General features: G+C 47.6%; 28 protein-coding genes. 13 read left to right on the forward strand and 15 right to left on the reverse strand.

Annotation, left to right across the window (positions count from 1 at the left end; translation table 11 throughout):
• Positions 1–21: 21 nt before the first annotated feature.
• The 3 genes from C7B65_RS13170 (at position 22) to C7B65_RS13180 (ending at position 3,807) form a co-directional block, all read left to right on the forward strand.
• A complete protein-coding gene (locus tag C7B65_RS13170) occupies positions 22–1,482 on the forward strand; it encodes a protein kinase domain-containing protein (protein WP_181314391.1) in 1,461 nt (486 codons plus the stop codon).
• A gap of 159 nt (positions 1,483–1,641) precedes the next feature.
• On the forward strand, positions 1,642–2,025 hold the full coding sequence (locus C7B65_RS13175; RefSeq protein WP_073072174.1) for a hypothetical protein: 384 nt from the start codon (positions 1,642–1,644) through the stop codon (positions 2,023–2,025).
• Between the two features lie 9 nt (positions 2,026–2,034).
• Complete coding sequence (locus C7B65_RS13180) at positions 2,035–3,807, forward strand: caspase family protein (RefSeq protein ID WP_073072176.1); 1,773 nt, start codon at positions 2,035–2,037, stop codon at positions 3,805–3,807.
• 88 nt (positions 3,808–3,895) lie between these two features.
• Here the strand turns inward: C7B65_RS13180 and C7B65_RS13185 are convergent, their stop codons facing one another.
• Positions 3,896–4,231, reverse strand: a complete 336-nt coding sequence (locus tag C7B65_RS13185) for a XisI protein (protein ID WP_073072178.1) — start codon at positions 4,229–4,231, stop codon at positions 3,896–3,898.
• Between the two features lie 106 nt (positions 4,232–4,337).
• Positions 4,338–4,652: a XisH family protein gene (locus tag C7B65_RS13190; RefSeq protein ID WP_223257385.1), complete on the reverse strand. Its 315-nt coding sequence runs from the start codon at positions 4,650–4,652 to the stop codon at positions 4,338–4,340.
• 283 nt (positions 4,653–4,935) lie between these two features.
• Between C7B65_RS13190 and xth the strand changes: the two genes are divergently transcribed.
• Positions 4,936–5,730 carry an exodeoxyribonuclease III gene (gene xth / locus C7B65_RS13195; protein WP_073072180.1) on the forward strand — a complete coding sequence of 265 codons (795 nt, stop codon included), beginning with the start codon at positions 4,936–4,938 and terminating at the stop codon, positions 5,728–5,730.
• A gap of 26 nt (positions 5,731–5,756) precedes the next feature.
• On the forward strand, positions 5,757–6,626 hold the full coding sequence (locus C7B65_RS13200; protein ID WP_073072181.1) for an SDR family oxidoreductase: 870 nt from the start codon (positions 5,757–5,759) through the stop codon (positions 6,624–6,626).
• Positions 6,627–6,628: 2 nt separating this feature from the next.
• On the opposite strand, the gene C7B65_RS13205 is transcribed toward C7B65_RS13200, so the two are convergent.
• The gene (locus C7B65_RS13205) at positions 6,629–7,390 is read right to left on the reverse strand and encodes a TIGR00297 family protein (RefSeq protein ID WP_073072183.1); all 762 of its coding nucleotides are present in this window, start codon (positions 7,388–7,390) and stop codon (positions 6,629–6,631) included.
• 55 nt (positions 7,391–7,445) lie between these two features.
• On the opposite strand from C7B65_RS13205, the gene C7B65_RS13210 reads away from it, so the two are divergent.
• Positions 7,446–7,877 carry a VOC family protein gene (locus C7B65_RS13210; RefSeq protein ID WP_073072185.1) on the forward strand — a complete coding sequence of 144 codons (432 nt, stop codon included), beginning with the start codon at positions 7,446–7,448 and terminating at the stop codon, positions 7,875–7,877.
• Positions 7,878–7,898: 21 nt separating this feature from the next.
• Here the strand turns inward: C7B65_RS13210 and C7B65_RS13215 are convergent, their stop codons facing one another.
• The 3 genes from C7B65_RS13215 to C7B65_RS13225 all read right to left on the reverse strand — a co-directional run bounded on the left by C7B65_RS13215 (position 7,899) and on the right by C7B65_RS13225 (position 10,094).
• Entirely contained in the window at positions 7,899–8,495 is a 597-nt protein-coding gene (locus C7B65_RS13215) for an esterase/lipase family protein (RefSeq protein ID WP_083582944.1), read from the reverse strand.
• 207 nt (positions 8,496–8,702) lie between these two features.
• Entirely contained in the window at positions 8,703–9,656 is a 954-nt protein-coding gene (locus C7B65_RS13220; RefSeq protein ID WP_073072187.1) for a tetratricopeptide repeat protein, read from the reverse strand.
• A gap of 123 nt (positions 9,657–9,779) precedes the next feature.
• The gene (locus C7B65_RS13225) at positions 9,780–10,094 is read right to left on the reverse strand and encodes a hypothetical protein (protein ID WP_073072189.1); all 315 of its coding nucleotides are present in this window, start codon (positions 10,092–10,094) and stop codon (positions 9,780–9,782) included.
• A gap of 248 nt (positions 10,095–10,342) precedes the next feature.
• On the opposite strand from C7B65_RS13225, the gene pyrR reads away from it, so the two are divergent.
• Positions 10,343–10,879 (forward strand): bifunctional pyr operon transcriptional regulator/uracil phosphoribosyltransferase PyrR, encoded by a 537-nt coding sequence (pyrR, locus tag C7B65_RS13230; protein ID WP_073072190.1) that lies wholly within the window; start codon positions 10,343–10,345, stop codon positions 10,877–10,879.
• An 18-nt stretch (positions 10,880–10,897) separates the two neighbouring features.
• Positions 10,898–11,932: a type 2 isopentenyl-diphosphate Delta-isomerase gene (fni, locus tag C7B65_RS13235; RefSeq protein WP_073072192.1), complete on the forward strand. Its 1,035-nt coding sequence runs from the start codon at positions 10,898–10,900 to the stop codon at positions 11,930–11,932.
• On the opposite strand, the gene C7B65_RS13240 is transcribed toward fni, so the two are convergent.
• The gene (locus C7B65_RS13240) at positions 11,929–13,509 is read right to left on the reverse strand and encodes a carotenoid oxygenase family protein (protein ID WP_317615819.1); all 1,581 of its coding nucleotides are present in this window, start codon (positions 13,507–13,509) and stop codon (positions 11,929–11,931) included. The genes fni and C7B65_RS13240 overlap by 4 nt on opposite strands.
• 70 nt (positions 13,510–13,579) lie before the next feature.
• Positions 13,580–14,998 carry a folate/biopterin family MFS transporter gene (locus C7B65_RS13245; protein WP_073072194.1) on the reverse strand — a complete coding sequence of 473 codons (1,419 nt, stop codon included), beginning with the start codon at positions 14,996–14,998 and terminating at the stop codon, positions 13,580–13,582.
• Positions 14,999–15,199: 201 nt separating this feature from the next.
• On the opposite strand from C7B65_RS13245, the gene C7B65_RS13250 reads away from it, so the two are divergent.
• Entirely contained in the window at positions 15,200–15,382 is a 183-nt protein-coding gene (locus tag C7B65_RS13250) for a chlorophyll a/b-binding protein (protein WP_073072195.1), read from the forward strand.
• A 184-nt stretch (positions 15,383–15,566) separates the two neighbouring features.
• Here the strand turns inward: C7B65_RS13250 and rpoD are convergent, their stop codons facing one another.
• From rpoD to cobS, 6 genes are all read right to left on the reverse strand, one after another.
• Positions 15,567–16,697, reverse strand: coding sequence for an RNA polymerase sigma factor RpoD (rpoD, locus tag C7B65_RS13255; RefSeq protein WP_073072197.1), 1,131 nt, complete (start codon positions 16,695–16,697; stop codon positions 15,567–15,569).
• A gap of 826 nt (positions 16,698–17,523) precedes the next feature.
• Positions 17,524–18,201 (reverse strand): polysaccharide deacetylase family protein, encoded by a 678-nt coding sequence (locus C7B65_RS13260; RefSeq protein WP_073072199.1) that lies wholly within the window; start codon positions 18,199–18,201, stop codon positions 17,524–17,526.
• 102 nt (positions 18,202–18,303) lie between these two features.
• Complete coding sequence (locus tag C7B65_RS13265; RefSeq protein ID WP_073072200.1) at positions 18,304–18,699, reverse strand: response regulator; 396 nt, start codon at positions 18,697–18,699, stop codon at positions 18,304–18,306.
• A 529-nt stretch (positions 18,700–19,228) separates the two neighbouring features.
• The gene (gene queC / locus C7B65_RS13270; protein WP_073072289.1) at positions 19,229–19,918 is read right to left on the reverse strand and encodes a 7-cyano-7-deazaguanine synthase QueC; all 690 of its coding nucleotides are present in this window, start codon (positions 19,916–19,918) and stop codon (positions 19,229–19,231) included.
• 67 nt (positions 19,919–19,985) lie between these two features.
• Positions 19,986–21,218 (reverse strand): FAD-dependent hydroxylase, encoded by a 1,233-nt coding sequence (locus tag C7B65_RS13275; protein ID WP_073072202.1) that lies wholly within the window; start codon positions 21,216–21,218, stop codon positions 19,986–19,988.
• Between the two features lie 70 nt (positions 21,219–21,288).
• The gene (gene cobS, locus C7B65_RS13280; protein WP_106254006.1) at positions 21,289–22,065 is read right to left on the reverse strand and encodes an adenosylcobinamide-GDP ribazoletransferase; all 777 of its coding nucleotides are present in this window, start codon (positions 22,063–22,065) and stop codon (positions 21,289–21,291) included.
• A gap of 109 nt (positions 22,066–22,174) precedes the next feature.
• On the opposite strand from cobS, the gene C7B65_RS13285 reads away from it, so the two are divergent.
• The 4 genes from C7B65_RS13285 (at position 22,175) to C7B65_RS13300 (ending at position 24,607) form a co-directional block, all read left to right on the forward strand.
• Complete coding sequence (locus C7B65_RS13285) at positions 22,175–22,624, forward strand: hypothetical protein (protein ID WP_073072206.1); 450 nt, start codon at positions 22,175–22,177, stop codon at positions 22,622–22,624.
• Between the two features lie 71 nt (positions 22,625–22,695).
• The gene (gene tgt, locus C7B65_RS13290; protein ID WP_073072208.1) at positions 22,696–23,805 is read left to right on the forward strand and encodes a tRNA guanosine(34) transglycosylase Tgt; all 1,110 of its coding nucleotides are present in this window, start codon (positions 22,696–22,698) and stop codon (positions 23,803–23,805) included.
• A gap of 70 nt (positions 23,806–23,875) precedes the next feature.
• Entirely contained in the window at positions 23,876–24,013 is a 138-nt protein-coding gene (locus tag C7B65_RS13295) for a photosystem II reaction center protein K (protein ID WP_073072209.1), read from the forward strand.
• Between the two features lie 141 nt (positions 24,014–24,154).
• A complete protein-coding gene (locus C7B65_RS13300) occupies positions 24,155–24,607 on the forward strand; it encodes a DUF29 domain-containing protein (protein WP_073072291.1) in 453 nt (150 codons plus the stop codon).
• A 22-nt stretch (positions 24,608–24,629) separates the two neighbouring features.
• On the opposite strand, the gene C7B65_RS13305 is transcribed toward C7B65_RS13300, so the two are convergent.
• The gene (locus C7B65_RS13305) at positions 24,630–25,187 is read right to left on the reverse strand and encodes a glutathione S-transferase family protein (RefSeq protein WP_073072293.1); all 558 of its coding nucleotides are present in this window, start codon (positions 25,185–25,187) and stop codon (positions 24,630–24,632) included.
• Positions 25,188–25,279: the final 92 nt, after the last annotated feature.

Consider the following 25,279-nt stretch of genomic DNA (forward strand, 5'->3'; position numbering starts at 1 on the left):
AATTTAATCTAAGTTAGAGTGGTGACGTTCCGCATCTTGACCGCTTTTCTTAAAGCAGAGTTAAGCTGCAAGCCATTTAAACACAAGCAGTCTTCTCATCCTGTCTGCGTATTCAGACTCGGCAGCGCTAATGTGATTACTCTGACCCTTCTGCACCCTGTCCAATTAAAGCCCGTTCAATGTTGGACGTTTGACGATGAATCGGTGATTCGCATTGGGCGATCGCCCGATAATCAGGTCATTCTCTATAGTGCTGTGGTCTCTCGACATCATGTAGAACTGCGGCGGATCAATTCTGTCTGGGAAGTCGAAAGTTTGGGCGCAAACGGCACTTATCTAGACGGCAAACGCATCGCTCAGGTGCCTGTTAGAAATGGCATGATCATCCGACTGGCACGATCAGGCCCTAACATTCAAATTCACGTTGGGGTTTCAGCCAGCCATGAGGCAGACAAACTAGCGGGTGAGCGCACATTGTCGCAGCGCGCCCAGTCTAAGCAGAACTCGGCGACTTCAGACATAGAGGCAGACACCACACAACCTCTGCCCGCGATGGAAGTGCTTGAAAGTCAAATTCCTGAGCGATCGACGGCAATGGAACCACCCGGCGAAAAGCTCAGTTTAGCGGGCAGCATCACCTGTGATCACCTTCGCAAGACCCCCGATTTTCGGTTTTGCATTGATTGCGGTGCGCCTTTGAGCGTGCAGCAGACGATCGGCGATTATCAAATAGTGAAGCTTTTAGGTGAAGGTGAAGTGGGCTTCACCTATCTGGTTTGGCGACAGGGAAAGCATCGGGTTCTCAAAACCTTAAACTCGGAGTGGGTCAAGCACCCCAAAGCACTCAATTTATTTGAACGAGAAGCGAAGGCTCTCAGTCAACTGAGTCATCCCAGCCTTCCTCAAGTTCTGGATTTTTTCACGATCGAGCAGCCTTATCTCGTAGTGGAATTGATTTATGGTCGATCGCTCTTTCAACAAGTCACAAAATGGGGAGCCATTCCTCAAAAGCAGGCGATCGGCTGGATGCTAGAACTGTGCGAAGTTTTAGAGTATCTGCATCAGCAGTCGCCTCCAGTTTTACACCAAGATATCAGACCTCATAATTTAATTCGACGATCGACCCCCACTGCCTTTCGCGAAATCTCTTTGGTTGATTTTGGGGCAGTTAGAGGGTTAGGGCTAGAAGCTAAAAACCGCACTAGCGCGATCGGCTACAGTGCCCCAGAGCAGTACGCGGGCAAAGCAAGTCCTGCTTCAGATTTATATTCTCTAGGGACAACGCTGGCATTTTTGCTATCAGGTCAAGACCCTGGCGAGTTTTATCGCTATCGAGAACAAGGCTATCGCTTTTATGCTGAATATGTGCCTGGGTTGAGTGCCGAAATCGTGCAGGTAATTCGTAAATTGACCCATCCTGAAGTTAGAGATCGTTACACTTCAGCCCAAGAAGTCGCAGAAGCGCTAAAGCAAATCGTTTAGAGAACGAGACGCTAAAGCTCAGAAGTCCTATTGACAGAAGGAGCAAAGCAACCGTAGCTCCGCTATCTTCACAAAGCGCTCAAGATGATAACGGATCTGGGAAAATGACAGTTGTTTGCATTATTGTAGTGGATAGCGATTAATCTCTGAGGTACACACATGGCAGACAAATCGAACGTTACGCTGACGATCGCCTTCAATGATCCTGATCTGGATAGCGAAGAACTAGAAGAGCAAGCCCAAAACCTGCTGGCTCAAATGAAAGACTTGGACGAAATTGAAACCGTCGATCGGGTGCTTGATCCAAATCCACCGGAAGGGAACAAGGCAGTGGGCGCAATTTTGGTCGGAATTCTGACGGCTCAGGTAAATAAAGAGAACGCCCAAAAGGTAATGGGATTTCTGTTCGATCGCATTGGTCCTAAGCCTATTGAACTGGAAGTGGAAGTGGAAGCCAATGGCAAAAAGCTAAAGGTGAAAGCCAGCAGTCAGGCAGAGTTAATGGCAGCGATCGAAGCGGCACAGAAATTTGTAGCAGCATAGGATATTGACATGGCAAAGGTCGCATTGTTAATTGGCGTTAGTGAGTATGAGCCTGGATTAAATCCCCTCCCTAGTGCTGCAAAAGATATTAAAGCGATGCAGCAGGTTTTGCAGCATCCAGAGATGGGTAACTTCACTGCATCAGATATTAGAGTCCTAGAGAATCCTGATTGCCAAGCAATGGAAGAGGCGATCGAAACGCTGTTTGCTAGCCGTAAAAAAGATGACTTGGTATTACTCTTTTTTTCGGGTCATGGCATTAAAGATGACCAAGGTAGACTTTACCTATCCAATGCTAAAACTCGTACGAATCAAGAAGGGCTTGTTCGCTCAACAGCAGTGCCCGCCAGTATCGTGCAGGAAAGTATGACTAGAAGCCGCTCTAAACGGCAGGTTGTCATTCTAGATTGTTGTTTCAGTGGCGCATTTGCTGAGGGAATGTTGGCGAAAGATGATGGTTCTGTTGATATTAACTCCCAGCTAGGCGGTGAAGGTCGGGCAATTCTTACCTCTTCCACGTCAACCCAATATTCTTTTGAGCAACAGGGTTCAGACCTATCTGTCTACACCCGCTATCTGATCGAAGGAATTGAAACAGGAGCCGCTGATCAGGATAACGATGGTTCCATTTCAATCGATGAGCTACACGAATATGCTAAACGCAAGGTGCAAGAAACGGCTCCAGCAATGAAGCCAGAAATCTACGCTGTTAAAGAAGGCTTCAAAATTCTGCTTGCTAAAGCGTCTCTTGGTGATCCAAAACTCAGATACCGTAAAGATGTTGAGCATTTTGCCAGTCGGGGTGAAATTTCAGAAATCGCCCGAATGGGCTTGGAAGCCAAAAGAGCAAAATTAGGCTTATTACCAGAGGAAGGGGCTGCAATCGAAGCCGAGGTTGTTAAGCCTTACCAGGAATATAAGCAAAGCTTGCGGCAATATGAACAAGAGTTCAATAATGCAGTTAAACGTCAATTTCCTTTCAGTAGCGAGACTCGCAGTGATTTGAAGTATTTTCAACAGGCTTTAGGGCTTAGAGATGAGGACGTTGCACCAATTGAGGCGAAACTTAATCCAATTGTAAAACCTGAGCCAGTTCCCAATCCCTCAAACTCAAAGCCTTCTTCCAAACGCGGTGGTTGGCTGGTCGGATTGAGCCTAATTAGCACTTTGACTGTGGCAACCGGAGCATTCTTTTGGACACAGTTGCTGCTAAGACCAAAAGTCTCCATTACGCCACCCCAAAAAACAGCAGTCATCACTCCGCCAGATGTACCAAAGATCCCAGTAGTCACTACTCCACTAGATGTACCCAAAAACCCAGTAGTCACCACTCCGCCAGATGTACTAAAGACCCCAGTAGTCCGCATTACGCCAGATGTACCAAAGACCATTGATTGCAAAGAACAACTAGCAAGTAAGCTTGGTCGTTATGAAGGAAAAGCTATAATCCAAAACTCTTCACCACCTGGAAAGTCAGGGAGATTTATCATAGACATCGACATCAAGCCCGATAGTAAGAATTTATGTAAGTGGATAGCTGAAGTTCAAGAGTTTTATCCCCTTAAAGGGGGAGGTATTCTTAGCAGTCCGGTTGACCCTAAATCGAAGCAGCCAGTAATTTTGACGGGAAGCTTAGGTGACCCAGGTGAACGTAAAGCTTGGAATGTTGTAATGAAGATTAGTATCGACGGAAATCGTATTAGTGGTTCCTCAGTGTGGACACCACCGAGCGGCGTAGGAGGCATAACATACGAAGAAAAATTTGAAGCAACAAAATCTTAACCAAATCTTTTCAACGCGATCGCACTTGAGCCAATTATGCAGGAGCGATCGTCGTTGGCAGAGAAGGGGCAATGCTTCCAAGCAGAGGCTACACCACTGCATATCCTGTCTGTGATCGAATCTCAGGGGAGTGAAAAGCCAGCACAATGCGGTCTTTGGGAATGCTTGCAGCTACGAGGTCTTCGGTGATGCCGCGATCGATGCCATCATGATGTATCCAAAGTTTGCCACTGCGAATTTCGGCATGGAAAACCAAACTATGGATTCGTCTCTTACCCTCCCAGCCTTCATTGATCACCATAAAATGATTGCGGTCTTCGCTCACGATCACGGTGCTAGTGATGCGATCGGGCTTGTTCATCAGCAGAGCCTGTTCTGACAATGATTTATACAAGATATCACGGTATTTATCTATCCTATCCATTGAGTAATGACCTCCCGAACTTCATCAAAAATCAAAACTTTGATGTGACGTTTTCTGAGCGGAATTTGCACAATTGGCTCAGAAAAAAGGTGAGATAAATTCCCTCTCAAACCGCTAAGTAAAGAACGCGCTCTGGATACTCCTCAGCAATGATATCTTCGTAGAGAATGTACTGCCCAAGGGCATTTTCTACATCCTTGACTGGCGATGAGCTGATGAAGCTCTTCACCCCTACAGCGATTTTTTGGTTACCACGATCGGCAATCAACAGTTTTTCAGCACCCAAATCAACATAGAGATCCCGTTCACCGATTGCCAAAGTCAGGGGATCGTCAGTAATCGTCCAGCCATCTTTGATCAGGGCAGTTTTAACGGTGTCGTGATAGAGGTCTTTAGCGGGCATAGAGCAGAACTGAGTCATTCCTTCTACTGTAAATCATGGCTCTATCTTGGGGATAATTGAGAGTACAAGTACTCTCAGGAAAACTCTGGAAGAGTATGAAACTTTCTCGATTTTGACATCATTACCCCATGCTCTTGATGCCACCATGCGATCGCACTCGCAAGTCATGCAAGAGCGATCGTCGTTGGCAGAGAAGGGAGCGATCGCTTACGGTGAAGCTACTCACTCGTTCAAATGCTAATAGAGATTTAGAGCTTTTTCCAGTACGCTAGTCCCTATTGCTGCTGGACTTAAGGGCACTATGAAAATTGCTACGTGGAATGTTAACTCGGTGAGAACTCGACTAGAACAAGTTGTGGGATGGTTGCAAGACAATCCGATCGATGTGTTGTGTCTTCAAGAAACCAAAGTTGTCGATGAGAGTTTTCCGCGATCGGCGTTCACCGACCTCAACTATCAGGTTTATGCGTTTGGGCAAAAAAGCTATAACGGCGTGGCGTTGATTAGCCGATCGCCGCTTTCGGATGTCAATGTGGGTTTTGGAGCGGTCTTACCAGAAAGCGTTGTCGGTGATTTAGATGAACAAAAACGGGTGATTACTGGAGTTTTAGACGGCGTTCGAGTGGTTAATCTCTATGTCCCGAATGGGTCATCGGTTGGCAGCGATAAATACCTTTATAAGCTTCACTGGCTTAAGGTTTTGCGAGAATATTTAGAGGTTTTGCTGCAACAGTCGCAGAATTTGTTGGTGTGTGGTGACTTCAATGTTGCGCTGGAAGACTTGGATATTCACGATCCTAAAGGGCGCGAAAAGCAGGTGATGGCGACCGACGCTGAACGAGCAGCCCTGCGTCACGTTCTCGATTTGGGCTTGTCGGATGTGTTTCGCAAATTCAATCAAGAAGGCGGACAGTTTAGCTGGTGGGATTATCGAACCGGGGCGTTTCGTCGCAATGCGGGCTGGCGAATTGACCATCACTACGCCACGCCTGATTTATATGAACGATCGATCGCCTGCACGATCGATACGGCTCCTCGCAAGCTGACTCAACCGAGCGATCATACGCCAGTGATCGTCGAACTTTCGCTAAGTTAGTTAAGGAAGTATCGCGGTTCAAATCTATGTATTTAGTGACTGGGGCAACGGGTGGGTTAGGTCGTCGGATTGTCAGACTTCTACGAGAGCGAGAGTTGTCGGTGCGATCGTTGGTGCGGCTGATGTCAAACTACGCCGAGCTTGAGCATCGCGGCTCTGAGGTTTTTATTGGGGATTTGTCTCGTGAACGGGATGTCCAGAAAGCCGTGCAAGGTGTGCAGTATGTGATTAGCGCTCATGGCGGTGAGGCTGAAGCGATTAACTATCGTGCCAATATTGACCTGATCGATCACGCAAAGGCGGCAGGCGTTGCTCATTTTGTATTTATTTCAGTGTTGGGAGTTGATCGCGGCTATGAAGATGCGCCTGTCTTTAAAGCAAAACGCGAGGTCGAAAAATATCTACAGACCAGTGGGTTGAATTACACGATTCTGCGCCCTTCAGGATTTGCCTCTAACTTATTGCCGTTAGCAGAGCAGTTTCGACGCACCGGAATTTATCTATTGATTGGCGATCCTCAGAGTCGCACCTCGATTGTCAGCACTGATGACTTGGCAAAAATTGCGATCGAGTCCGTCTCTCTAGAAGCCGCGCGTAATCAAATTCTGTCGGTGGGCGGGGCAGAAATATTGCAACGTCAAGAGATTCCTCGCATCTTTGGGCGAATTTTTAATCGAGAACCCACTATCATTAATCCGCCTCTACTCGCCTTTGATGCGACTCGGAGTTTGGTCGGTTTGCTCAATCCTAAAGGTCAAGAATCATTGGGGACTTTAAGAGCACTCCTCGCCAACGAGTTTTTCTGCACACCTGCTGAAACTGAGCGCATTGAATCGCTCTTTAACCTGAAGCTAGAAACGCTAGAAAGCTTTTTGAGACGATATTTGAGCGTTTAATTCTAGATTCCGATCGCCCATCCTAAACTCATTGCGACGATCGCGCCAATCAGCGTATTGAAGACATTCACGACTTCGTTCGTCATCCAATCAAAATCTGATTGTAATGTTGCGCCGATGACGCTTTCTAGATTCGTCGCGATGAACGCTGCCACGATGCACAGCCCAATCCCGATCGGGCTAATCATTCCGACTGCCCACGCGACGACTGCGATGGCGATCGAGGCCACAATTCCTGCTAGGGTGCCTTCTAAGCTAACCGCTCCTTCCGTTCCGCTGAGCACGGGTTTTAGAGTCGTGATCAAAAAAGTCCGTTTGCCGTAAGCTTTGCCGACCTCACTGGCGCAGGTGTCTGAAAGTTTTGTGCAGAAGCTTGCCACATATCCCAACAACAGCAAAGGAATAAATTTCTCGCCTTGACCGACGAGTGAAATGAGCAGAACGCCTAACGCGCAGACGGTGGCGATCAGTGCCGATCCCCAAACGTTTTCCGGCCCGCGTGCGCCCGATCGTTTCTCGGCAATGCCCATCGCTTCTTTTTGCGCTTTGCCGACAAAGGTGATGCCCGACCCCACTAAGAAGTAGAACCCGACCACGAGATAACCTTGCCATCCCAGACTGCCCCAGACAATCACACCCAAAATCCAGGCGTGAAAGATGCCTGCCGGAGTCAGGAGTTTTTTAGGAGCAAGCCACACGATCGCCAGCAAAACGGTGTTGAGTCCGATCGCAACTAACCAAGGAATTAGGGAGGGTGACAGCATCAGCAAGCCCAGAAATTCGCCATAATTTATTCTGACACCTAACCTTCCTAATCCTATGTCTCCTACCCTTTTTCACCTCACCTTTCCCATCACAGATATTGCTCAGACAAAGGAATTTTATGTGAATGGATTGGGGTGCCAATTAGGTCGAGAAAATTCTCAGGCTGTGATTCTCGATCTGTATGGTCATCAACTGGTTGCCCACATGACCGATGAGCCATTAACACCCCAAAAGGGTATCTACCCCAGACATTTTGGGCTAGTTTTTACTGATGAAACAGACTGGAAAGCTTTGTTAGAGAGGGTGCAGAGCAAGCAACTGGCACTTTATCAGCAGCCAAAACAGCGCTTTGTTGGAACGCCGTTAGAACATCGAACTTTCTTTCTATCTGATCCGTTCGATAACTTGATGGAGTTCAAATTTTATGCTCATCAATCGGCTATTTTTGGCGATCGTGACTATGCCCAAATCGGCGATCGCGTCTGAGAAACACATCCTTCAGCTTTTTTACACAGGTTCTCGCAGTGCATTTGCCACAGTTTGCAGTCCTCTAGGGTCTTGCACCATCCAGGCGTGAAGCGGCACGTTGACTTGAATGTCTCGCCCCACCTGCAATTGAGAACTGGTTGCTGGCACAATCATCAAATCCATCGGTGTCCAAATCGAAGTGAAGTTTAGTTTCTCTAACATCAGGACATCTCGATTGAGATCGTTTAAAAAAGAACTGTTAGGACGCATTTGTATACAGCCCGGACGTTGAGATAGGTGAGCGGTCAACGTGCCGTTGTGAGGCGAGGAAATTGTAATGAAACGCTGGACGCGATCGAGTCCTCCTAATCGCTGCACATAATAGCGGCTAACGATCCCACCCATGCTGAAGCCAATCAGATCAAAGGGCTGCTGGTTAGGCAAAGTTAACTCAATATAGGTCTCAAGCTGCTGGGCGAGACGATCGAGTTCATAATCTCCGTTTGAGGGAATGAGATCAAGGCTATGCACCACCCAACCATGCTTTTGCAAATAAGTGGTCATGGGTTTAAAGATGGCGTTGGTGTCGGTCAGCCCATGCACCAACACAACAGGATTAAGCTGTGAGGAATTCATTCGTTAAAAAGAACTGCGGATCTCTAGCTTAACGGGGCACGATCGCGGCTGGATGTCGATCGAGGACAGACTGTGAAACGTCTCTCAAACCGCTGATCGGCTTTTCTAAAAATCGTGAATTAAATTAAGACCAGAATCTGCGTACGGGCATGGCACTGCCGTGCCCATTAACCTTGCAATTAACCGATATTATTTAATTCACGATCCTTAGTTTTTCTCGCTTTTCTCCATCTCACTCTTATCCGCAGGGGCAGCACTCGGAGCCGGACTTGCCTCTGACTTCGGAGCCGAAAAAGGAGGCGGACTTTCTGCGCTAGAGCTACTCGGCGCACTCGAAGGCGCAGTTGCCGTACCCGGTGGAGCAACACTTGCCGCTTTCTGAATCTGGTCTTTATATTGAGCGGGTGCTAGAGAAACCGCCGTATCGAATAGGGGTTTTGCCTCATCTGTTTTGCCCTGTGCTTTGAGCACCAATGCCTTACCAAACACAGGCTGAAAGTCTTGCTTGTTGCCCTTAATCGCTTCGTCAAAAACACTAACTGCCTCGCTGTAACGCTTTTGAGATGCAAACACCCGACCCAGCAAAACTTGAACTGCCGTCACATCGACGCTACCAGCTTGATTCTGATTGGCTTTAGGCGCAGTTTTGAGGGTATCTTGCAACATACCGATCGCCGCTTCGGGTCGTTGCTGCTCAATTAGCAACCCGGCTAACCCTTGCAAGGCATTCAGGTCGCCCGGTCTTGCATTTAAAATATTGCGATAGGCTTGGGCGGCTCCCTCTTTATCTCCAGTTTGCTGCTTTGCTTGGGCAAGCAACACCGCATACTCGCTTTGATTAGGGTTGAGCTTTGCCAGCTTTTCGAGCGGCTCGATCGCGCCTTTAATGTCTGTTAGCCTCAGCCGTGCTTCTAGCAACCCTCGTAGAGCAGTCTGGTTTTCTGGCTCTCGCTTGAGCACTTCTTCATAGCCTCTCGCCTGAGCCTCAATATCTGCCTTTTTCGCTTCGACTGACTGCGTGGGGCTAGGAGTCGCAGCCGCGTTTTTTTGAGGGGTGAACGTCGCACTGATTAGAGGAATAATTGAGACCCCTAACAGACCGATCGTTGCAATGATCAACACCACGTTCAACAGCCAACGATTCTTCCGCTTTTCAGTCACAAGATTGCCTCGAATTCTACAGCGTATTTAATATAGTCTGTCAGACTGGCGATCGACGATAAAAAACGGGCAATAGACAAACATTTCTCTACTACCCGTCGGGAATGCACGATCGTTGCTTGGCTAACTCACTGCTTGAGGAGATTGCTGACTAGTCGATGCCGCAGACATCGCAGCTTGCGGTTTTTCAGCAGGGTCTACTTGTGACAACTCAATGTGGTTGAGCAGCGTCGTCACAAACGAGAATAGTAAGAATGGTAAAGACAGCACCAACACAAGCCCAACTGTTGCGAGTGCATAGACCGGACGACTCGCGCCCATCATTGCCATTGCTGCCGCCAAACTGATAAAAATTACAATCAGCCAAACCATGATCTGACCGTAAACATCCCCAAATGAGAGGGTGCACACAACTCGATATTTTTGCAGGTTATTCATAGGGTTGCCTCGCAATGGCGGTCTAAGTCTGAAACTTTTTGCAACAAGGGATTTGTACAAAAAGCTTTGTAAACCTCCACAATAAAGCTGAGATTGAGTACTTTCTCAGTTTTGACATCTAAATGCAGAAATTTTTACATCACTTCACGATCGTCCTAATGCAAAGGCTGATATAGACGGAAAAAGCAACACCCCTTAATGTACAAGAACAAACCTTAATCCTTAATCCCAGCGACTTTTTTCTACCCATGCCTCTAGAAGAAATTGAAATTCTCTCATCTAAAGAAATTCGTCGAACTCTAACTCGTTTAGCGTCTCAAATCGTTGAAAAATCAGGGGATTTGTCCAAACTCGTTCTGTTGGGAATTTATACTAGAGGAGTTCCTCTAGCTGAAAAATTAGCAGAGCAGATTGAAGTGTTAGAAGGGGTAAACGTGGCGATCGGGGCGCTTGATATCACCTTTTATCGAGATGATTTTGACACGATCGGGCTTCGCACCCCGGCTAAAACCAATATCCCGTTTGATCTCTCAGGAAAAACTGTGGTGCTAGTCGATGATGTGATTTATAAGGGGCGAACGATTCGAGCCGCATTGGATGCCGTGATTGATCATGGAAGACCCGAAGTGATTCGATTGGCGGTGTTGGTCGATCGTGGTCATCGCGAGGTGCCGATTCATCCCGACTTTACGGGCAAAAAGCTGCCGACTGCCAAAGAAGAAAGGGTCAAAGTCTATCTACAAGATATTGATGGACGAGATGGCGTGGAATTAATTAAAGGTTGATCAGCTAGGTTAATATTTATGGATTCTTTTGCAGAAACCCAAACTCGCAAAGCCGATCATCTTCGCATTTGTTTAGATGAAGATGTGCAGTGTCGAGACGTGACGAATGGATTAGAGCGCTATCGATTTACTCACAATTGTCTACCAGACCTGAATCTCAGCGACATTAATCTCACCACAACGTTTTTAGGCAAACCTTTAGGCGCACCGATTCTGATCTCCTCAATGACCGGGGGAACAGAGTTTGCAAAGCTGATTAATTGCCGTTTAGCAGAAATCGCTCAACATTACAAGTTTGCGATGGGCGTAGGTTCGCAGAGAGTGGCAGTCGAAAATCCTTTAGTGGCAGACACATTTGCGATTCGATCGATCGCGCCAAACGCCGTTTTATTTGCCAATTTAGGTGCAGTTCAGCTTAACTATCGCTACGGAATTGACGAATGTCAGCGAGTCGTGGAGTTGCTCGAAGCAGACGCACTGATTTTGCATCTCAATCCGTTACAAGAGTGTGTGCAGACGAAGGGCGACACCAATTTTCGCGGTCTGCTAGAAAAAATTGCGGTGCTTTGTGACAAGCTTTCTGTCCCAGTAGTGGTCAAGGAAGTGGGAAATGGTATTTCAGGCGCGATCGCTCAGAAACTGATTGCGGCAGGTGTGGCAGCGATCGACGTGGCTGGCGCGGGTGGCACCTCTTGGGCAAAAGTCGAGAGCGAACGGGCGCAAGATGATAAACAGCGCCGACTGGGGGCAACCTTCGCCGATTGGGGTATTCCGACTGCTGAGTGCATCACGGCGGTACGAGCCATTTCACCGGATATTCCCCTCATTGCCTCTGGGGGGTTGCGAAATGGCTTAGAGATTGCCAAGACGATCGCCCTCGGTGCCGACCTCGCAGGGTTAGCATTTCCTTTTTTACAAGCGGCTAGTGAGTCTGAAGCAGCACTTCATGCGTTAGCCGATGTGTTGATCTCAGAAATCACAACCGTGCTTTTTTGCACTGGCAACGCAACGCTGACCGCCTTGAAACGATCGGGTTCCCTGCTCAACTGTTAAGACTCAAAGTAGTGGGGCGTAAAGCTCCCGTGTAACCCGTAGGGGACGTGGTGCTTGAGATGGAGTCGGGCGATCGCGCCTTTTTCTAAATCTTTGGCATCTAGAATCACAACATCGGTGCGATCGTGCTGACTGTCATAGACCATAGTCAATAGCCAACCGTCATCTTCATCGCCCTCGACTTGGGTATAAAGTCCTGATGCTCCAGGCAACTCACGAGGCACAAATACAGGCTCACCGACATAACCGTCTGGTGCAGCGCTCCAAATTTGACGATGCTCTGATTTCAGATCGACTTTTAGAATCGCTTGAAGCGGGGCATTTCCTTGGGCAGTGTGAGCGGCTCCTAGATAGACATAGCGGTGTTCGCGTCCCGCCTTGGCAGGATGAATAAACGGAAACTCACAGCAGCGAGGCTCGACCAATTGACGATCGACCGCTTTGGTTTCTAAATTCATGCGAAATCGCCATAGCTGACCCGGCGCAAGGGCAGCAAAATCAGTCTCGCGATAGTCAGCGCCCACTTTGACAGCAGGCAAATTCTCATAGCAAATTGAGTCAATCACAATCTCACCCTCTTGCTCATAAGCGTTGGCGTGGTGAAAGACAAATCCCGATTGAGTTTCCAGAATAATCGGCTTGGGTCGTGACGCAACATCGCGAGGAATCACAATCACCCGCGTCGGCTTGTTGGGTTGAAATTTAATACACTCACCCGGCGATCGTGTGCCCATTAAAAACGGCACCGGATTAAAGGCAACCGGATTCTGAAAAAAGATGCAGTAGTTGGGTGTAATTGCAAAATCATGAATGAAGGCAAACCCTGGCACCGGATGATTGTGCTGACGAACGATCGCTCCTTTCAGATCTAATTCATAAATATTGATCGTAAAAGACAAGCCCGCTTTGATGGCGAAGTTGACTAAGCACGGGGCACCTGCGTCAAACTGAGAAGCCGGATCAATCCAGGGATGGGCTGCAAAAGGTGCGCTAGGTTGTAAGGCTCCGTCAAAATATTCTTGCCCCAAAGTTTCCAATGTGCGCGGATCGAGGCGATAAGGTTCTGCGGCTTCCCAAAGGGCAAGCAGTTTCCCACCCCAGTAAAGGATTTGGGTATTGGCGATATTTTTGATCTTGGTATCAAAAGCGTTTGCAAGCCAGCCTCCTGGTTTTTGAGTCCCAAACACACCGCGATAGAGAATGCGTCCCGCTTGCTGTTCGGCAACATATCCTTCAGTGCGAACAAAGCGATTGCGAAAGTGGGCGCGGCCGTCTTTAATTGCGATCGCACAAACCATTCCATCTCCATCAAAAGGATGTTGAATGCGTTGTCCATTTACGTCTAAACGCCCAGGCCCATTACGAAACAACGTGCCATTTAACTCAGGCGGAATTTGTCCCTCTATCTCGTCAATCCAGTAATCATATTCTTGATCGAGAGAGCGATATCCTTTCTGCCACTCCTGAGTATTGTAGGAAGTAATCGGAACCGTAGACGCGTGTTCACCAAGCTGAAAACTTTGCATAGTCACTTGTGTTTCGGAGCGTTCAATTTCTAGCTGTCCATAAGAATTCATAACAGATGACTTCGTTCTTTAATCGACAAGACTAAAAATATCAATCACCTATTATTAGTTTGCTGTCGCACTAATCAACTGGCTTCTCAACGATCGCTTCTCGTCTTCGAGGAGGCACCAACTCTGAAACTAAATCTGGCAACTCTAAACTGGAGAACGATTGAGCTTCAGAAACAGTCTGTAGTTCTTCATCGGCTCCGGGTAGCCAGCCCAAAAATATGAGAGGCAATAATGTGCTGAGATTGGTGATCAACACGAGCAGCCACAGCTTATCAAAATTGGTTTCGTTGATTCCTAGCCAATGGGTCAGCACTGCCCCAAACTCATAAGATACCAATCCAGCCAGGTTAACAACTGACATTAACAGTGCAAACAGCGTCGCTTCAACTCCGAGTGGGCACAGTCTAGCAGCCAGTACCAAAACGGGCATGAAAGCAATTTGCCCCATCATCGTCAGCACCAAGCTATCACCCAAACTAAACCAGCGATCGTCGATTCCGATCGCTCGATTGGCGTGAGTGACGAGCAGCAACATTGTCATGCCTAATGCGGATGAAGCGACGATCGACCATCCACAAATCACCCGAAACGGCACAGACTTGAGAAATCGTTGATAAATCCAAATGCCAACGAGTGCCGCGATGCTAGTGACTAATCGCACTCGCCCCAAAAATTCAGGCTCAAACCCTAGCTCATTGGTCGAGAAGTAGAAAAATGCAGATTCTGCGGTGGGCGTTGCTTGCCAAAGAAACAAAAACGCAGTAGGCATCCAGATTGATTTCTGAGTGATGGCTTGTTTGAGTTGCCCTAACTGAGTTCGCACGATCGACCAGTCCGACCGTTCGATCACTGGAGACTCAGCAATCCACCAGGCGACAGCAGACACAATCAATGGAAAGAATGCCGTAATTGCAAACACCGTTCGAGTATCAAACTGTGACAGCAGCCAGCCACTTAAATAAGCAGTCACCAATCCACCAACCGCAGACGCGCCCCAGCAGAGCGCTTGCAGTGACCCTGCGCCACTGACGGATTCTGACCGGGCCCGCTCAACTACCAGCGAATCGACAATCACATCGCTAACAGCAACGGACAACGACCCTAGGGCGATCGTTAAGGTTGCTGCCCAAGGGCTATGCACGATCGTGGCCAGAGCGACCCAAGATAGCGCTCCTAAAAACCCTGATAGCACTAAATAGGGTCGTCGCCGATAGCCGAAGATCGGTAGCCCGTCAGAAACAAAACCAAACAATGGCTTGATCATCCAGGGTAGGGCCACAATGCCCAGCAGCGCAGATACCTCTGCGGGACTCAGCCCTAACTCATCTTTCAAGAAAAAGCTGACGGCTAGACGCGCTAATCCTAAAACTCCTTGCACAAAGTAGACCAGCAAGATTGCGATCAACTCTGCCGAGGGTTCTTGACCAAAAAATATCTTCTTGGTCAGCGACTCTTTAAATTTTGATAAACCAGTTCGGGAAACAATCATTGATAATTTTTAACAAATATCAATCAATAGTTCCCATCATAGTCCCATATTTTAGGCATGTGACTCCATGTCAGTGGCTCAACCTAGATTCAATCAGCAAATCTTATGGGAAAGAAAGTCTGTACTATCCTTAATAATTTGACATCAAACGTAATATTGAGTTACATTACGAACAGCTAATGCACGTCAGAGTACCCAACCATGCAAGACACACAAAAAGTAACGGCTACGATCGCTTCTGAAGACCGCAACGCTTGGAAGTTTGGTTTTACCCCTCAAGCTGAACTGTGGAATGGCCGCTTTGCCATGATTGGCTTTGTTGCCGCACTCGCGACCGAATATTTCTCAGGCGAAGGCACACTGCGCTTTCTCGGTCTACTGTAATTATTTCTTCTTTAGATTTCTGGTCAACCTTAAAGGATAGTTTAACGGACACTTCATTTGAAGTGTCCATATTTTTGTCTGTTTTTGATGACTTACACAAAAGACCCAGAAGAGTTACTCCTGAGTCTTTGTAAATCTATCTCAGGGACGTATTGCTTACGCCCCGCTTGTCAGACAATTCAGCTTATCGGATGTATTCTTTTAAGACACTGTTGCGATTGGGATGGCGCAACTTACGGAGAGCCTTTGCTTCGATTTGGCGAATCCGTTCACGAGTGACGTTAAAGATCTGTCCAATCTCTTCCAGGGTCTTCATTCGACCGTCATCTAAGCCGTAGCGGAGTCTCAACACGTCTTTCTCACGAGGGCTGAGAGTTGCTAAAACGCCTTCAAGATCTTCTCGAAGCAGGTTTTTAGAAACCTGATCTTCGGGGGTTTCACCATCTGACTCAATAAAGTCACCCAGACGAGAATCTTCTTCCTTTCCGATCGGCGTTTCTAACGAGATCGGCAACTGAGCAGACTTGGCGATAAAGCGAAGTTTCTCGATCGTCATTTCCATCCGAGTTGCAATCTCCTCTTCAGTGGGCTTTCGACCCATTTCTTGAGAGAGTAACTTGGTGGTTTTTTTGATTCGAGAAATGGTTTCATAAAGGTGAACCGGGAGGCGAATCGTCCGCGATTGGTCGGCGATCGCTCTGGTGATTGCTTGACGAATCCACCAGGTGGCATAGGTTGAGAACTTGTAGCCCTTTTCGTGGTCAAACTTCTCAGCCGCCCGAATCAGACCTAAGCTGCCTTCCTGAATTAGGTCTTGGAAAGAAAGACCCCGGTTCATGTATTTTTTGGCGATCGACACCACGAGACGCAGGTTAGACTGCACCATCTTGTCTTTGGCACGGCGACCTAAATGCAATCGATGCCGAAACGCCGTCAGCGGCATGTTGACTTCGGTTGCCCACTCTTTATCTTGAGGCTCACGGCTCAACTTTTCTGTCAGCCTGACCCGAATTCGCTCTAGCTCTAGCAAGTCTGCGATTTTCCGCGCTAGTTCGATTTCTTCATCGGCTCTCAGCAGACGAATTCGACCGATCTCTTGCAGATACAGCCGAATCGAGTCTTCGGTGTAGTGCTTTTTCTTGGCTTGTGCTCGACGGCGGGCAGCGCGAGCCTTGCCTGTTTTGGTGTCATCATCTGCCGGAGAATCCGGCTCGTCCTGGTCATCTTCGTCATAAAGCTCGACTTCGGTGTCGAGGGGTTCATCAGAAGGACTGCCAAGACTGAGTGCTTCGAGTACGTTGTTGGCCTGGGTCATGCCGCGTTCCTCATGCTCCTTAAGGGGTGAAAGTAGAAAATTTAAGCGCCGGAGAACGGTAATTCGTTCAATCTGGTTGCAAGATGCAGTCACTGGCTCTTTGTCATTAGCGCTTGTGCCTCGCTTGAAAGATGGCTCTCTCAATCGAGGAGTCACTAATAATCACTGAAAAATCAAGGTATGCTGCATTCCCTCGAAAATAGGGCGGGGTAGAGATACCAACGCAAAAGTCACTATTGCTGAATGTCTTAATGTCTCCCCAATTGTAGCTTTTCTCACAAAAGTTGCACCTTATTTATCTGTCTTAATCTGCAAAGTTAGAAAACCAAGACAAAATCTGTCTATATGGCGCTTGGCTCATGAAGCAGTGAAAAGCTTTTGTGACTACAAGGATTAACGTCAGCACAGTTTGTAACTCAATCCAAAGTCATCCAATAAATGGTTGCTTCTAACGTTCAGCCGTGGAGATAGCTGCGATGAGGCAACGCTAAATCCCGTTCAAATACCACCTCCAAATCGCACTTAAAGGTTAGACAGCTAGATACGTCTCTATGATGTTACGTTAGCCCAAATTCAAGAACTTGGGTCTAGACTCTATATTAAGTTAGATGATATTTTCATTCATTTAAGTCTGGTATGTAAGCAGTTTAGGGGTATTTTTTAGACTGATTGTGGCTATTTCAAATGAATGAAACGGTTATGTATCAATCTTTTTGGCGATAGCAAGCTGCTAGTGCTGCTATTGTGAAGATATTAAAAAGTTTGATGACTCAAGCCTTAATTGATTGAAAGATTTGGGCTAATCAACTTGCAAGACAGACGATCGTCAGCCATCTATCACATCTGCCCATAACTGATTGACCGTCACAAATTCATACCCTCGATCGAGTAGTGCCGGGATGAGCCGATCAACGGTCTCTGCCACATCCTGTCCGCCATAATATCCATCGTGCAGGACAATAATCGAGCCATTTTGGACGCAATCTAAAACTCGTTGCACTACGATCGCCACACCAGGTTGCACCCAATCTTCAGGAATCACGCTCCACATCACAGGGCGATAGCCCCACTGATTGAGCAGACCTAACGTTTTGGCAGTAAACAGTCCGTTTGGAGGGCGAACATCTATTAATGTTAGAGATGGACTCTGACAAGCGTTGACGATCGCGGTTTTTGTCTGCTCTAGATCTTGCTTGAGTTTGCTGAGAGACATCGTGGCAAATGAGTGATGATCATAGCCGTGCAGGCCCAGCCAATATCCTTTTTGGTAAATCGCTTGAGCGAGCGTGGGAGTTCGATCCACGCAAATTCCGAGCCAAAAGAAGCTGGCGGGAATCTTATGGCGATCGAGCACGTCTATCAGAGAAGACGTGTAGGGAGGATAAGGGCCGTCATCAAAGGTAAGTGCAATTTTAGGAACTTGCTGATTACCCGACCACAGGCAGTTAGGGAAGTTTGGCTTAAGAAAGCGATGGAGGATTGGATAGAAGGGAGCAAATTGCATAAAACAAGGAGCTTAAACTTCAGGTTCAGCTTATAGAAACCGATGGTCTGCGGGAAGGAGGTTCTCTCTACGAACCCTCTATTTAATTTTAGAGAAGAGTTTTTAGTTAGCAGCGCGACAAAGCTGCCGTGCGGAAGCAGACTGAATAAGAGAAAAAAGTACATCAGAACTGAGAGGGCTGACCAAGAAGCCGTCAAAACCCGGATTTTCGTCTTGGTGAAGCCAGCTTGGGGCATGAGCATCCGTTAATGCGACCAGCGTAATGTTATCAGCATCGGCGATCGCCCTGAGTGTGGGAACGAGCTTTTTTGACCAGAGTCTATAGTTGCCTTGCACAATTACCAAGCACGGCGGATTTCGATGGACGCGATCGACTGCCTGATCGGGTGTGGTAACAATTTCTAGGGCACACCTTAAACGTCCCAGAAGAAATTCTAACCCGTGCAAATCTTCAGTTTGCTGCGTTAAGAGTAAAACGTGACTCGCTGCGAGTTTCATGACGAAATATACCAAGCTATTTGTCACTATAGCGGTCACAAAAACTCGTTTTTTCAGGAATTAAATGATAGAAACCTTTCAGACGTTGCTTTTTAAGCTTTAGTTTTCGATAAGTTGCTTCCATTTTTCTTAGTTTTTGCTGCTTATCAATCGTTAACTTAAATTTTTTATTTCAATTAACGGGGCAATAGAATATTGACGTTTTAGCTTAGAAAAGCTTAAATAACCATTCAATTTGATCTCTGTTTCTTTACTAAAAGCTTTCATATCTCTAGCTTTCGAGCTTTGTATGCAGAATATAGAAAGCCAAATTCAAATAACATTCTAAAGATTTCTATAACAATTCGGCCTGCTTACAGAACACTCTTAAGCACTTGAGGTTTGTACACTTTAAGAAGGTTTCGCGAAAAGATTAAGAATTCATTTAGTTTACTGTTTGTTGCCAGCAAATTTTGAGTAATTACTCTTACGATCGCTTCATATTCGGCGTGATTTCTTAACAATTAATCCCTGCGATTACAAATCTTTCTCATTGATCAAAAGCTTGTCCTGCTGGAGTTGCCAAATCTGCTCTACCCGCTTCGATCAAGGCACGATCGCGAATTCGGCAAGAATCGCAGACTCCGCAAGGTCGATCGCCCCCTTGATAGCAAGACCAGGTAAGCGAGATCGGCACCTCTAACTGCAAGGCACGATGCACGATATCGACTTTTGAGTCGGTTACTAAAGGTGCAACCAATCTTGGAGCTTTTCCTTCCAATCCGGCTTTTGAAGAGAGGGTTGCAAGGTGTTGAAACGCCTCTAAATATTCAGGACGACAATCTGGATAGCCGGAATAATCAACGGCGTTAATGCCCAGATAAACCGCTTCTGCATTTTTTGCCTCTGCAAGCGAAAGCGCGATTGCGATAAACACCGTGTTTCGTCCGGGGACATAAGTAATAGGAATCACGTCAGACTGAGCGCCATTAGTAGGGACGGCGATCGCGGGATCGGTCAAAGCAGAACCGCCCCACTGCGCCAAATTCACCTGCATCACAAAATGGTCTTGAATCTTTAAGTGAGCAGCAACCTGGTTTGCAGCGAGTAGCTCTCGATCGTGTCGTTGACCATAATTTAATGACAGAGCAATCACGTCATAGCCATCGGCGATCGCTTGAGCGGCTGATGTTGCAGAATCTAACCCACCAGAGAGGAGGACGACGGCTTTAGGTTTCATGTTGACTTTTTTAAGATCAGGGCGAGAAAAATTTAGGCGGTTTAGCGATCGTTTCCAAATCCCATTGTCATCTTTGAGCAAGTTTAGGAACGCGCCCCGTTAACCCGGTCATAAGTTTGAGCGCAAATGATTTGACTGGTAACACAGTTTGAAGAACCCATAAACCTGAGCGACGTAAAAGGATGATCGGAAGAATATTATTAGAAAAAGTGCGATCGAGCAGATCGGTAAAGCCCAAAATAATCAGATTTTCCCACTTGCGCCAGCGTTCATAGCGTTTGAGAACTTTGAGGGTTGCAATGTCTTCGCCCTGTTGGTGTGCGGTTTGCAAAACTTGCGCCAAAGCCGCCGCATCTCGAATTCCCATATTGATGCCCTGCCCGCCTACAGGGTGACAACAATGCGCCGCGTCTCCAATTAGCGCTAATCGAGGCAACACATAACGAGTGCTATGCATTAGCTGAACCGGAAACACATAGCGATCGCCTTCAAGCGTGAGTTTGCCCATCTGATCGCCATAGCGACGGGTGAGTTCTTTTAAAAACTGATCATCGTCTAGAGCCACGATCGCCGCTGCCTCAGCGCGAGGAGCCGTCCAAACAATTCGACATCGATGACTCGGCAAAGGCAGAATGGCAAACGGCCCGCTTGCCCAAAATCGCTCATAGGCTGTGTGATCGTGGGATTTTTCGGGCTTGATGGTGGCGACGATGCAAGACTGCCAATATTGCCAGCCGTGAGTGCGAATTTTGGCTTGTTGACGGAGGGGCGATCGCGCTCCATCTGCGGCAACGATTAACCGAGTGCGAATTGATTGAACTTTTCCGTTCACTAATACTTCTAGCGTTGCCTCGTCGGGTTGGCGATCGGTCTTCACTACCTTTGCAGGACACAGCCAAGTAATATGAGGATTCTGCCGCAAAGAGTCTTGAAGTGCAGCGATTAAAACCTGATGCTCGGCAACATATCCCAAGGTTTGGGCACCTAAATCTTGAGGCGAAAACTGCACCACATTGGGATAGTCGGCATCTGAGAGACGAATTTTAGTATAAGTTTCAAGCTGGAGGCGGATCTGGTTCCAAACGCCGATGCCATCAAGAATGCGGCTAGAGAGCGGAGAAATATTGTAGGCTTGCCCTCTGGCGCTTGCGATCGATTTTGCTTCGGCTTCGATCAACACCACGCTTAACCCGGAATCTTTTAAAGCACAGGCAAGGGTTGCCCCCACGACACCCCCGCCGACGATCGCCAAATCATAGTCATAGGTTGAGGAACTGAGTTGGGGTGTCGCGCTCGTCATCTTAGAAAACTGATAGGATACGAAACTTTACATCTATTGTTACAGAAAAAGACGGGAGACTGAAGAACCACTAAAACACAGTTAGTAAACAAAGCAATAGGGCTTCTGTCCATTCGACGATCGCTCCGTAAGTGTCTCCGGTCTGTCCGCCTAGTTTATGGTTAAACCACGCCCCGGTGAGAATTGCGATCGTGCTTCCTCCCACAATCACTCCTGCTGCTAGAGAAGGACGATCGTGCCAAAAAGAGATTTCCAATCCAACCAACAGCAAAAGAGTGGGCAGCGCTTCCCAAAGAGATTGAATCGATGCTTTGTGAAATGCCCCTTTTCCAGTCGGCTTGAGATAAGGAAACCGAGCGATCGCCACGAGTTGCCCCCAGCGTCCCCAACCGGCCGCCGCCATTAACAAGAAGGCTCGATCGCTCTGTAATTCACTTAAAGCAGCGGTTTTAAGCAGTAACACCACGATTCCTGCCATCGCTCCAAAGGCTCCTGTCGCGCTATCTACCATGACTTCGAGACGACGCTTTGGATCGGTCACAGCTAATCCATCGGCGCTATCCATTACGCCGTCTAGGTGTAAGCCTCCTGTGACGGCAACCCAAGCGGCAACTACGATCGCGCTCCGAGTCAACGGGGGCATTCCTACCCAGCCCAACCCCCAATCTAAAATGCCTAAAAGTCCGCCGATTAGCAAGCCGACGATCGGCGCAATTCGACCGATGCCGCTAAATTCTAAAGCACAAGCTGTCGGAACGGGGAGACAGGTATAGAATGCAACGCCTGCGGCGATTTGCTGAAGTAGCAACTTGATCGCTGACCCCATTTTTTCCATCCTCGACTTCATAGAACTTAAATTCTTCACACTCTGTTTAAAGCTGTAGATTGATTTTTCCAGCCATAATGACTGTAGAGAGTTCTCCACTCAGGGTCAGCAAAACTAAGGGCTTTCAGATATGAGTCACGACCATTCTTCCCGCGACATAAGGCTTCCAGCCCCTTGCATCATCGACGTAGGCACGATCGTTGATAAGCGGGATATGCACCGCCTGCTGACCGATCTCAATCGGGTTCGCTACATCCACACCCAAGACGGTGTTGTTACGAGCCAGGGCGAAGGGTGCCTTTTAGAAGTCTTCGCCAACGCCCAACGAGCGACGCTAATTGCAAATCACGCGCTCTATATTAATGTTCATAGCTTTGATTATTTAGAGTTGAGCCAGTCGTCAGAGCAGGAGACTTATTTTGATTTAATTCAAGATAGCCGTCAACTGAGGCTGATTCCGCTCTCTAACCCGTTACAGCATCCGGGTCGCAGCATCAATGCCGCCGCGCTAGAGGCAATGGTTGCCGAAGTTCTCTCGGCCGGGTGGGATGTGCAGATTGATGACGATGACGCTTTCTAGGACGATCGCCGCTTCTATCGCGCCCCATCCCTCTAGAATAGGAATTCTGTCGATCGCGGGATCAATCTGTCTTGAGTAATTTTTCTTTTCAGTGTCAAGCTCGTTGCGGTCACACCCACGCCCGAACCGGAGTTTTCTCGACCCCTCACGGCATTGTTGAAACGCCGCGCTTTATGCCTGTGGGCACTTTAGCGAATGTCAAAACCTTGACTCCTGCTCAGTTAAAAGAGACGGGGGCACAAATGGTGTTATCAAACACTTATCACCTGCATCTACAACCTGGCGAAGAGATTGTCAAACGGGCAGGCGGAGTGCATAAGTTTATGGGTTGGTCGGGCCCGATGTTGACCGATTCGGGTGGGTTTCAAGTGTTTAGTCTGAGCGAGATGCGATCGATTACCGATGATGGGGTGACGTTTCGGTCTCCTCGCGATGGGCAAATGATTCACCTAACGCCAGAGCGATCGATTCAGATTCAAAATGCGTTGGGTGCCGATGTGATTATGGCGTTTGATGAATGTCCGCCGCCAGGAGTGGGTCGCGATGCAGTTGAAAAAGCGACCGAACGAACTTACGACTGGTTAAAGCGATGTATTCAAGCCCATGAACGATCGGATCAAGCGCTATTTGGAATCGTCCAGGGTGGCGAATATTTAGATCTTCGAGCCGAAGCAGTGCGGATGTTGACCGATCTGGATTTGCCGGGATATGCGATCGGAGGAGTCAGCGTTGGTGAAGCGCCAGAAGTGATCGATCAAGTGGTACAGGCAACGGCTCCGCTTTTGCCGCTAGACAAACCGCGCTATTTGATGGGTGTGGGCACTTATCGCGAAATGGTCAGAGCGATCGCCGCCGGGATTGATTTATTCGATTGCGTGATTCCAACTCGGCTGGCGAGACATGGCTCGGCGCTGGTAGGCGGTGAGCGCTGGAATGTCAAAAACGCCCGATTTAGAGAAGACTTCACGCCGCTTGATGCGTCTTGTCCTTGCTACACCTGTCAAAATTTTACTCGCGCTTATTTGAGTCACTTGCTGCGGGCACAAGAGCTTTTAGCCTATACCTTGCTATCGATTCACAACATTACAGAACTGGTGGGGTTTACTCAACGAATTAGAGCAGCGATCGCTGAAGGGACGTTTACAGAAGAATTTGCTCGTTGGTTAGCGCCGATCGGATAATTTTGAGTGAGTCCGATCATGTTAAAATACTTGTCAATTATGAATTCTGTGTTGGAGAGGCAATCGATTCATGGAAGCAGCACTGCTCTTGTCAAAACTGCCCGAAGCTTACGCCATCTTTGATCCCCTGGTGGACGTTCTGCCCGTAATTCCCGTTTTCTTTCTGTTGCTCGCTTTTGTTTGGCAAGCATCGGTCGGTTTTAGATAGTTTCATATCAAACAAAATTTAATCATAAAAAAGGGGTAGTCAACGCTGCCCCTTTTTCATAGCGCTGTTGATGTGTGAACGATCGCACAAGCTAGGATGTTCATAGATCTTGAAATTAAGAGATCTCCTATCGAAACTGCCATGACTCCTCTAGAGACTGCTCTCAAAACCCAGTATGAAACCGATTACCTGAAATGGATCGAGACGACGCTAGAAAAACTGCGGAGTCGCGACTATGACAGTGTGGACTGGGAAAATCTGATCGAGGAAATCGAGGATATGGGCAGGAGTGAGCAAAGAAGCCTGAAGAGCAACCTAATTGTGGTGCTGGTTCATTTGCTCAAGTGGCAGTTTCAACCCGATCGCAGAAGTGGAAGTTGGGGAGGAAGCATAGTTGAGCATCGTAGACGCATTCAAGAAGCCGTAGACGACTCGCCTAGCCTGCGACCTTATCTTGAAAGTATTTTTGATGGATGTTATTTACAAGCGGTCAAGCAAGCAAAAGCAGAAACTGGGCTGTCGTCAGAAACCTTTCCTCAGCAGTGCCCTTATGAGTTGGTGGAGGTTATGAGCGATGAGTTTTTACCCCACTGAATGCGATTAGCCTGTTAAACAACTAACTGCGACCCCCGATCGCTTTCTCAAAAGCCAGACGCTCTGCCATCCGGTTCATGTAGGCTGTGACATTAGGGTATTCACTCAAGTCAAGCTTTAGCATCATCGGAATGTAGGACAGCAGAGAACCCACTGCCACATCTGCAACACTAAACTGATCGCCTAAAACAAAAGGCTGACGTTCAAAAAGCTCATTTAAGGGCTTCATCAAACGCGGCATTTCTCGTGCTCGATTAGCTTCGACGAAAATGCCCGTTGCCAGCGTGGAGTTGGCGAACAAAACCCACTGCGCGATCGTCGCCCTCTTTTCTGTCGAATCCAATTCGTGACCGTACTTCTCAGCCAGATACATGAGAATCGCGCCTGACTCCCAGAGCGTGAAGTCACCATCGACGATCGCTGGAACTTTTGCAAAAGGATTAATTGCCAAAAACGTCGGCTGTGACAAATCTCCCGCTTGCAAATCTAACACGACGAATTCGTAAGGAATCGCTAATTCTTCTAAATACCACTGGACGATCGAGGCACGACTGCGCCCTACACCATAAAGCTTAAGCATATCTGAATCCTCTAAAACAGATGATGAGTCTTGAACCATGAGTTGAAATTTAAGTACTTTTGTACTATTCTATAGGAGATGGAATTTTTTGG

This window comes from Phormidesmis priestleyi ULC007, from assembly GCF_003003695.1.
Lineage (GTDB): Bacteria > Cyanobacteriota > Cyanobacteriia > Leptolyngbyales > Leptolyngbyaceae > Phormidesmis_A > Phormidesmis_A priestleyi_A.

Coding starts and splice junctions, on each gene's coding strand:
- C7B65_RS13175 (WP_073072174.1), top strand. CDS start 1,642: ATGGCAGACAAATCGAACGTTACGCTGACGATCGCCTTCAATGATCCT.
- C7B65_RS13180 (WP_073072176.1), top strand. CDS start 2,035: ATGGCAAAGGTCGCATTGTTAATTGGCGTTAGTGAGTATGAGCCTGGA.
- C7B65_RS13185 (WP_073072178.1), bottom strand. CDS start 4,231: ATGGATAGGATAGATAAATACCGTGATATCTTGTATAAATCATTGTCA.
- C7B65_RS13190 (WP_223257385.1), bottom strand. CDS start 4,652: ATGACTCAGTTCTGCTCTATGCCCGCTAAAGACCTCTATCACGACACC.
- xth (WP_073072180.1), top strand. CDS start 4,936: ATGAAAATTGCTACGTGGAATGTTAACTCGGTGAGAACTCGACTAGAA.
- C7B65_RS13200 (WP_073072181.1), top strand. CDS start 5,757: ATGTATTTAGTGACTGGGGCAACGGGTGGGTTAGGTCGTCGGATTGTC.
- C7B65_RS13205 (WP_073072183.1), bottom strand. CDS start 7,390: ATGCTGTCACCCTCCCTAATTCCTTGGTTAGTTGCGATCGGACTCAAC.
- C7B65_RS13210 (WP_073072185.1), top strand. CDS start 7,446: ATGTCTCCTACCCTTTTTCACCTCACCTTTCCCATCACAGATATTGCT.
- C7B65_RS13215 (WP_083582944.1), bottom strand. CDS start 8,495: ATGAATTCCTCACAGCTTAATCCTGTTGTGTTGGTGCATGGGCTGACC.
- C7B65_RS13225 (WP_073072189.1), bottom strand. CDS start 10,094: ATGAATAACCTGCAAAAATATCGAGTTGTGTGCACCCTCTCATTTGGG.
- pyrR (WP_073072190.1), top strand. CDS start 10,343: ATGCCTCTAGAAGAAATTGAAATTCTCTCATCTAAAGAAATTCGTCGA.
- fni (WP_073072192.1), top strand. CDS start 10,898: ATGGATTCTTTTGCAGAAACCCAAACTCGCAAAGCCGATCATCTTCGC.
- C7B65_RS13240 (WP_317615819.1), bottom strand. CDS start 13,509: ATGAATTCTTATGGACAGCTAGAAATTGAACGCTCCGAAACACAAGTG.
- C7B65_RS13245 (WP_073072194.1), bottom strand. CDS start 14,998: ATGATTGTTTCCCGAACTGGTTTATCAAAATTTAAAGAGTCGCTGACC.
- C7B65_RS13250 (WP_073072195.1), top strand. CDS start 15,200: ATGCAAGACACACAAAAAGTAACGGCTACGATCGCTTCTGAAGACCGC.
- rpoD (WP_073072197.1), bottom strand. CDS start 16,697: ATGACCCAGGCCAACAACGTACTCGAAGCACTCAGTCTTGGCAGTCCT.
- C7B65_RS13260 (WP_073072199.1), bottom strand. CDS start 18,201: ATGCAATTTGCTCCCTTCTATCCAATCCTCCATCGCTTTCTTAAGCCA.
- C7B65_RS13265 (WP_073072200.1), bottom strand. CDS start 18,699: ATGAAACTCGCAGCGAGTCACGTTTTACTCTTAACGCAGCAAACTGAA.
- queC (WP_073072289.1), bottom strand. CDS start 19,918: ATGAAACCTAAAGCCGTCGTCCTCCTCTCTGGTGGGTTAGATTCTGCA.
- C7B65_RS13275 (WP_073072202.1), bottom strand. CDS start 21,218: ATGACGAGCGCGACACCCCAACTCAGTTCCTCAACCTATGACTATGAT.
- cobS (WP_106254006.1), bottom strand. CDS start 22,065: ATGAAGTCGAGGATGGAAAAAATGGGGTCAGCGATCAAGTTGCTACTT.
- C7B65_RS13285 (WP_073072206.1), top strand. CDS start 22,175: ATGAGTCACGACCATTCTTCCCGCGACATAAGGCTTCCAGCCCCTTGC.
- C7B65_RS13295 (WP_073072209.1), top strand. CDS start 23,876: ATGGAAGCAGCACTGCTCTTGTCAAAACTGCCCGAAGCTTACGCCATC.
- C7B65_RS13300 (WP_073072291.1), top strand. CDS start 24,155: ATGACTCCTCTAGAGACTGCTCTCAAAACCCAGTATGAAACCGATTAC.
- C7B65_RS13305 (WP_073072293.1), bottom strand. CDS start 25,187: ATGCTTAAGCTTTATGGTGTAGGGCGCAGTCGTGCCTCGATCGTCCAG.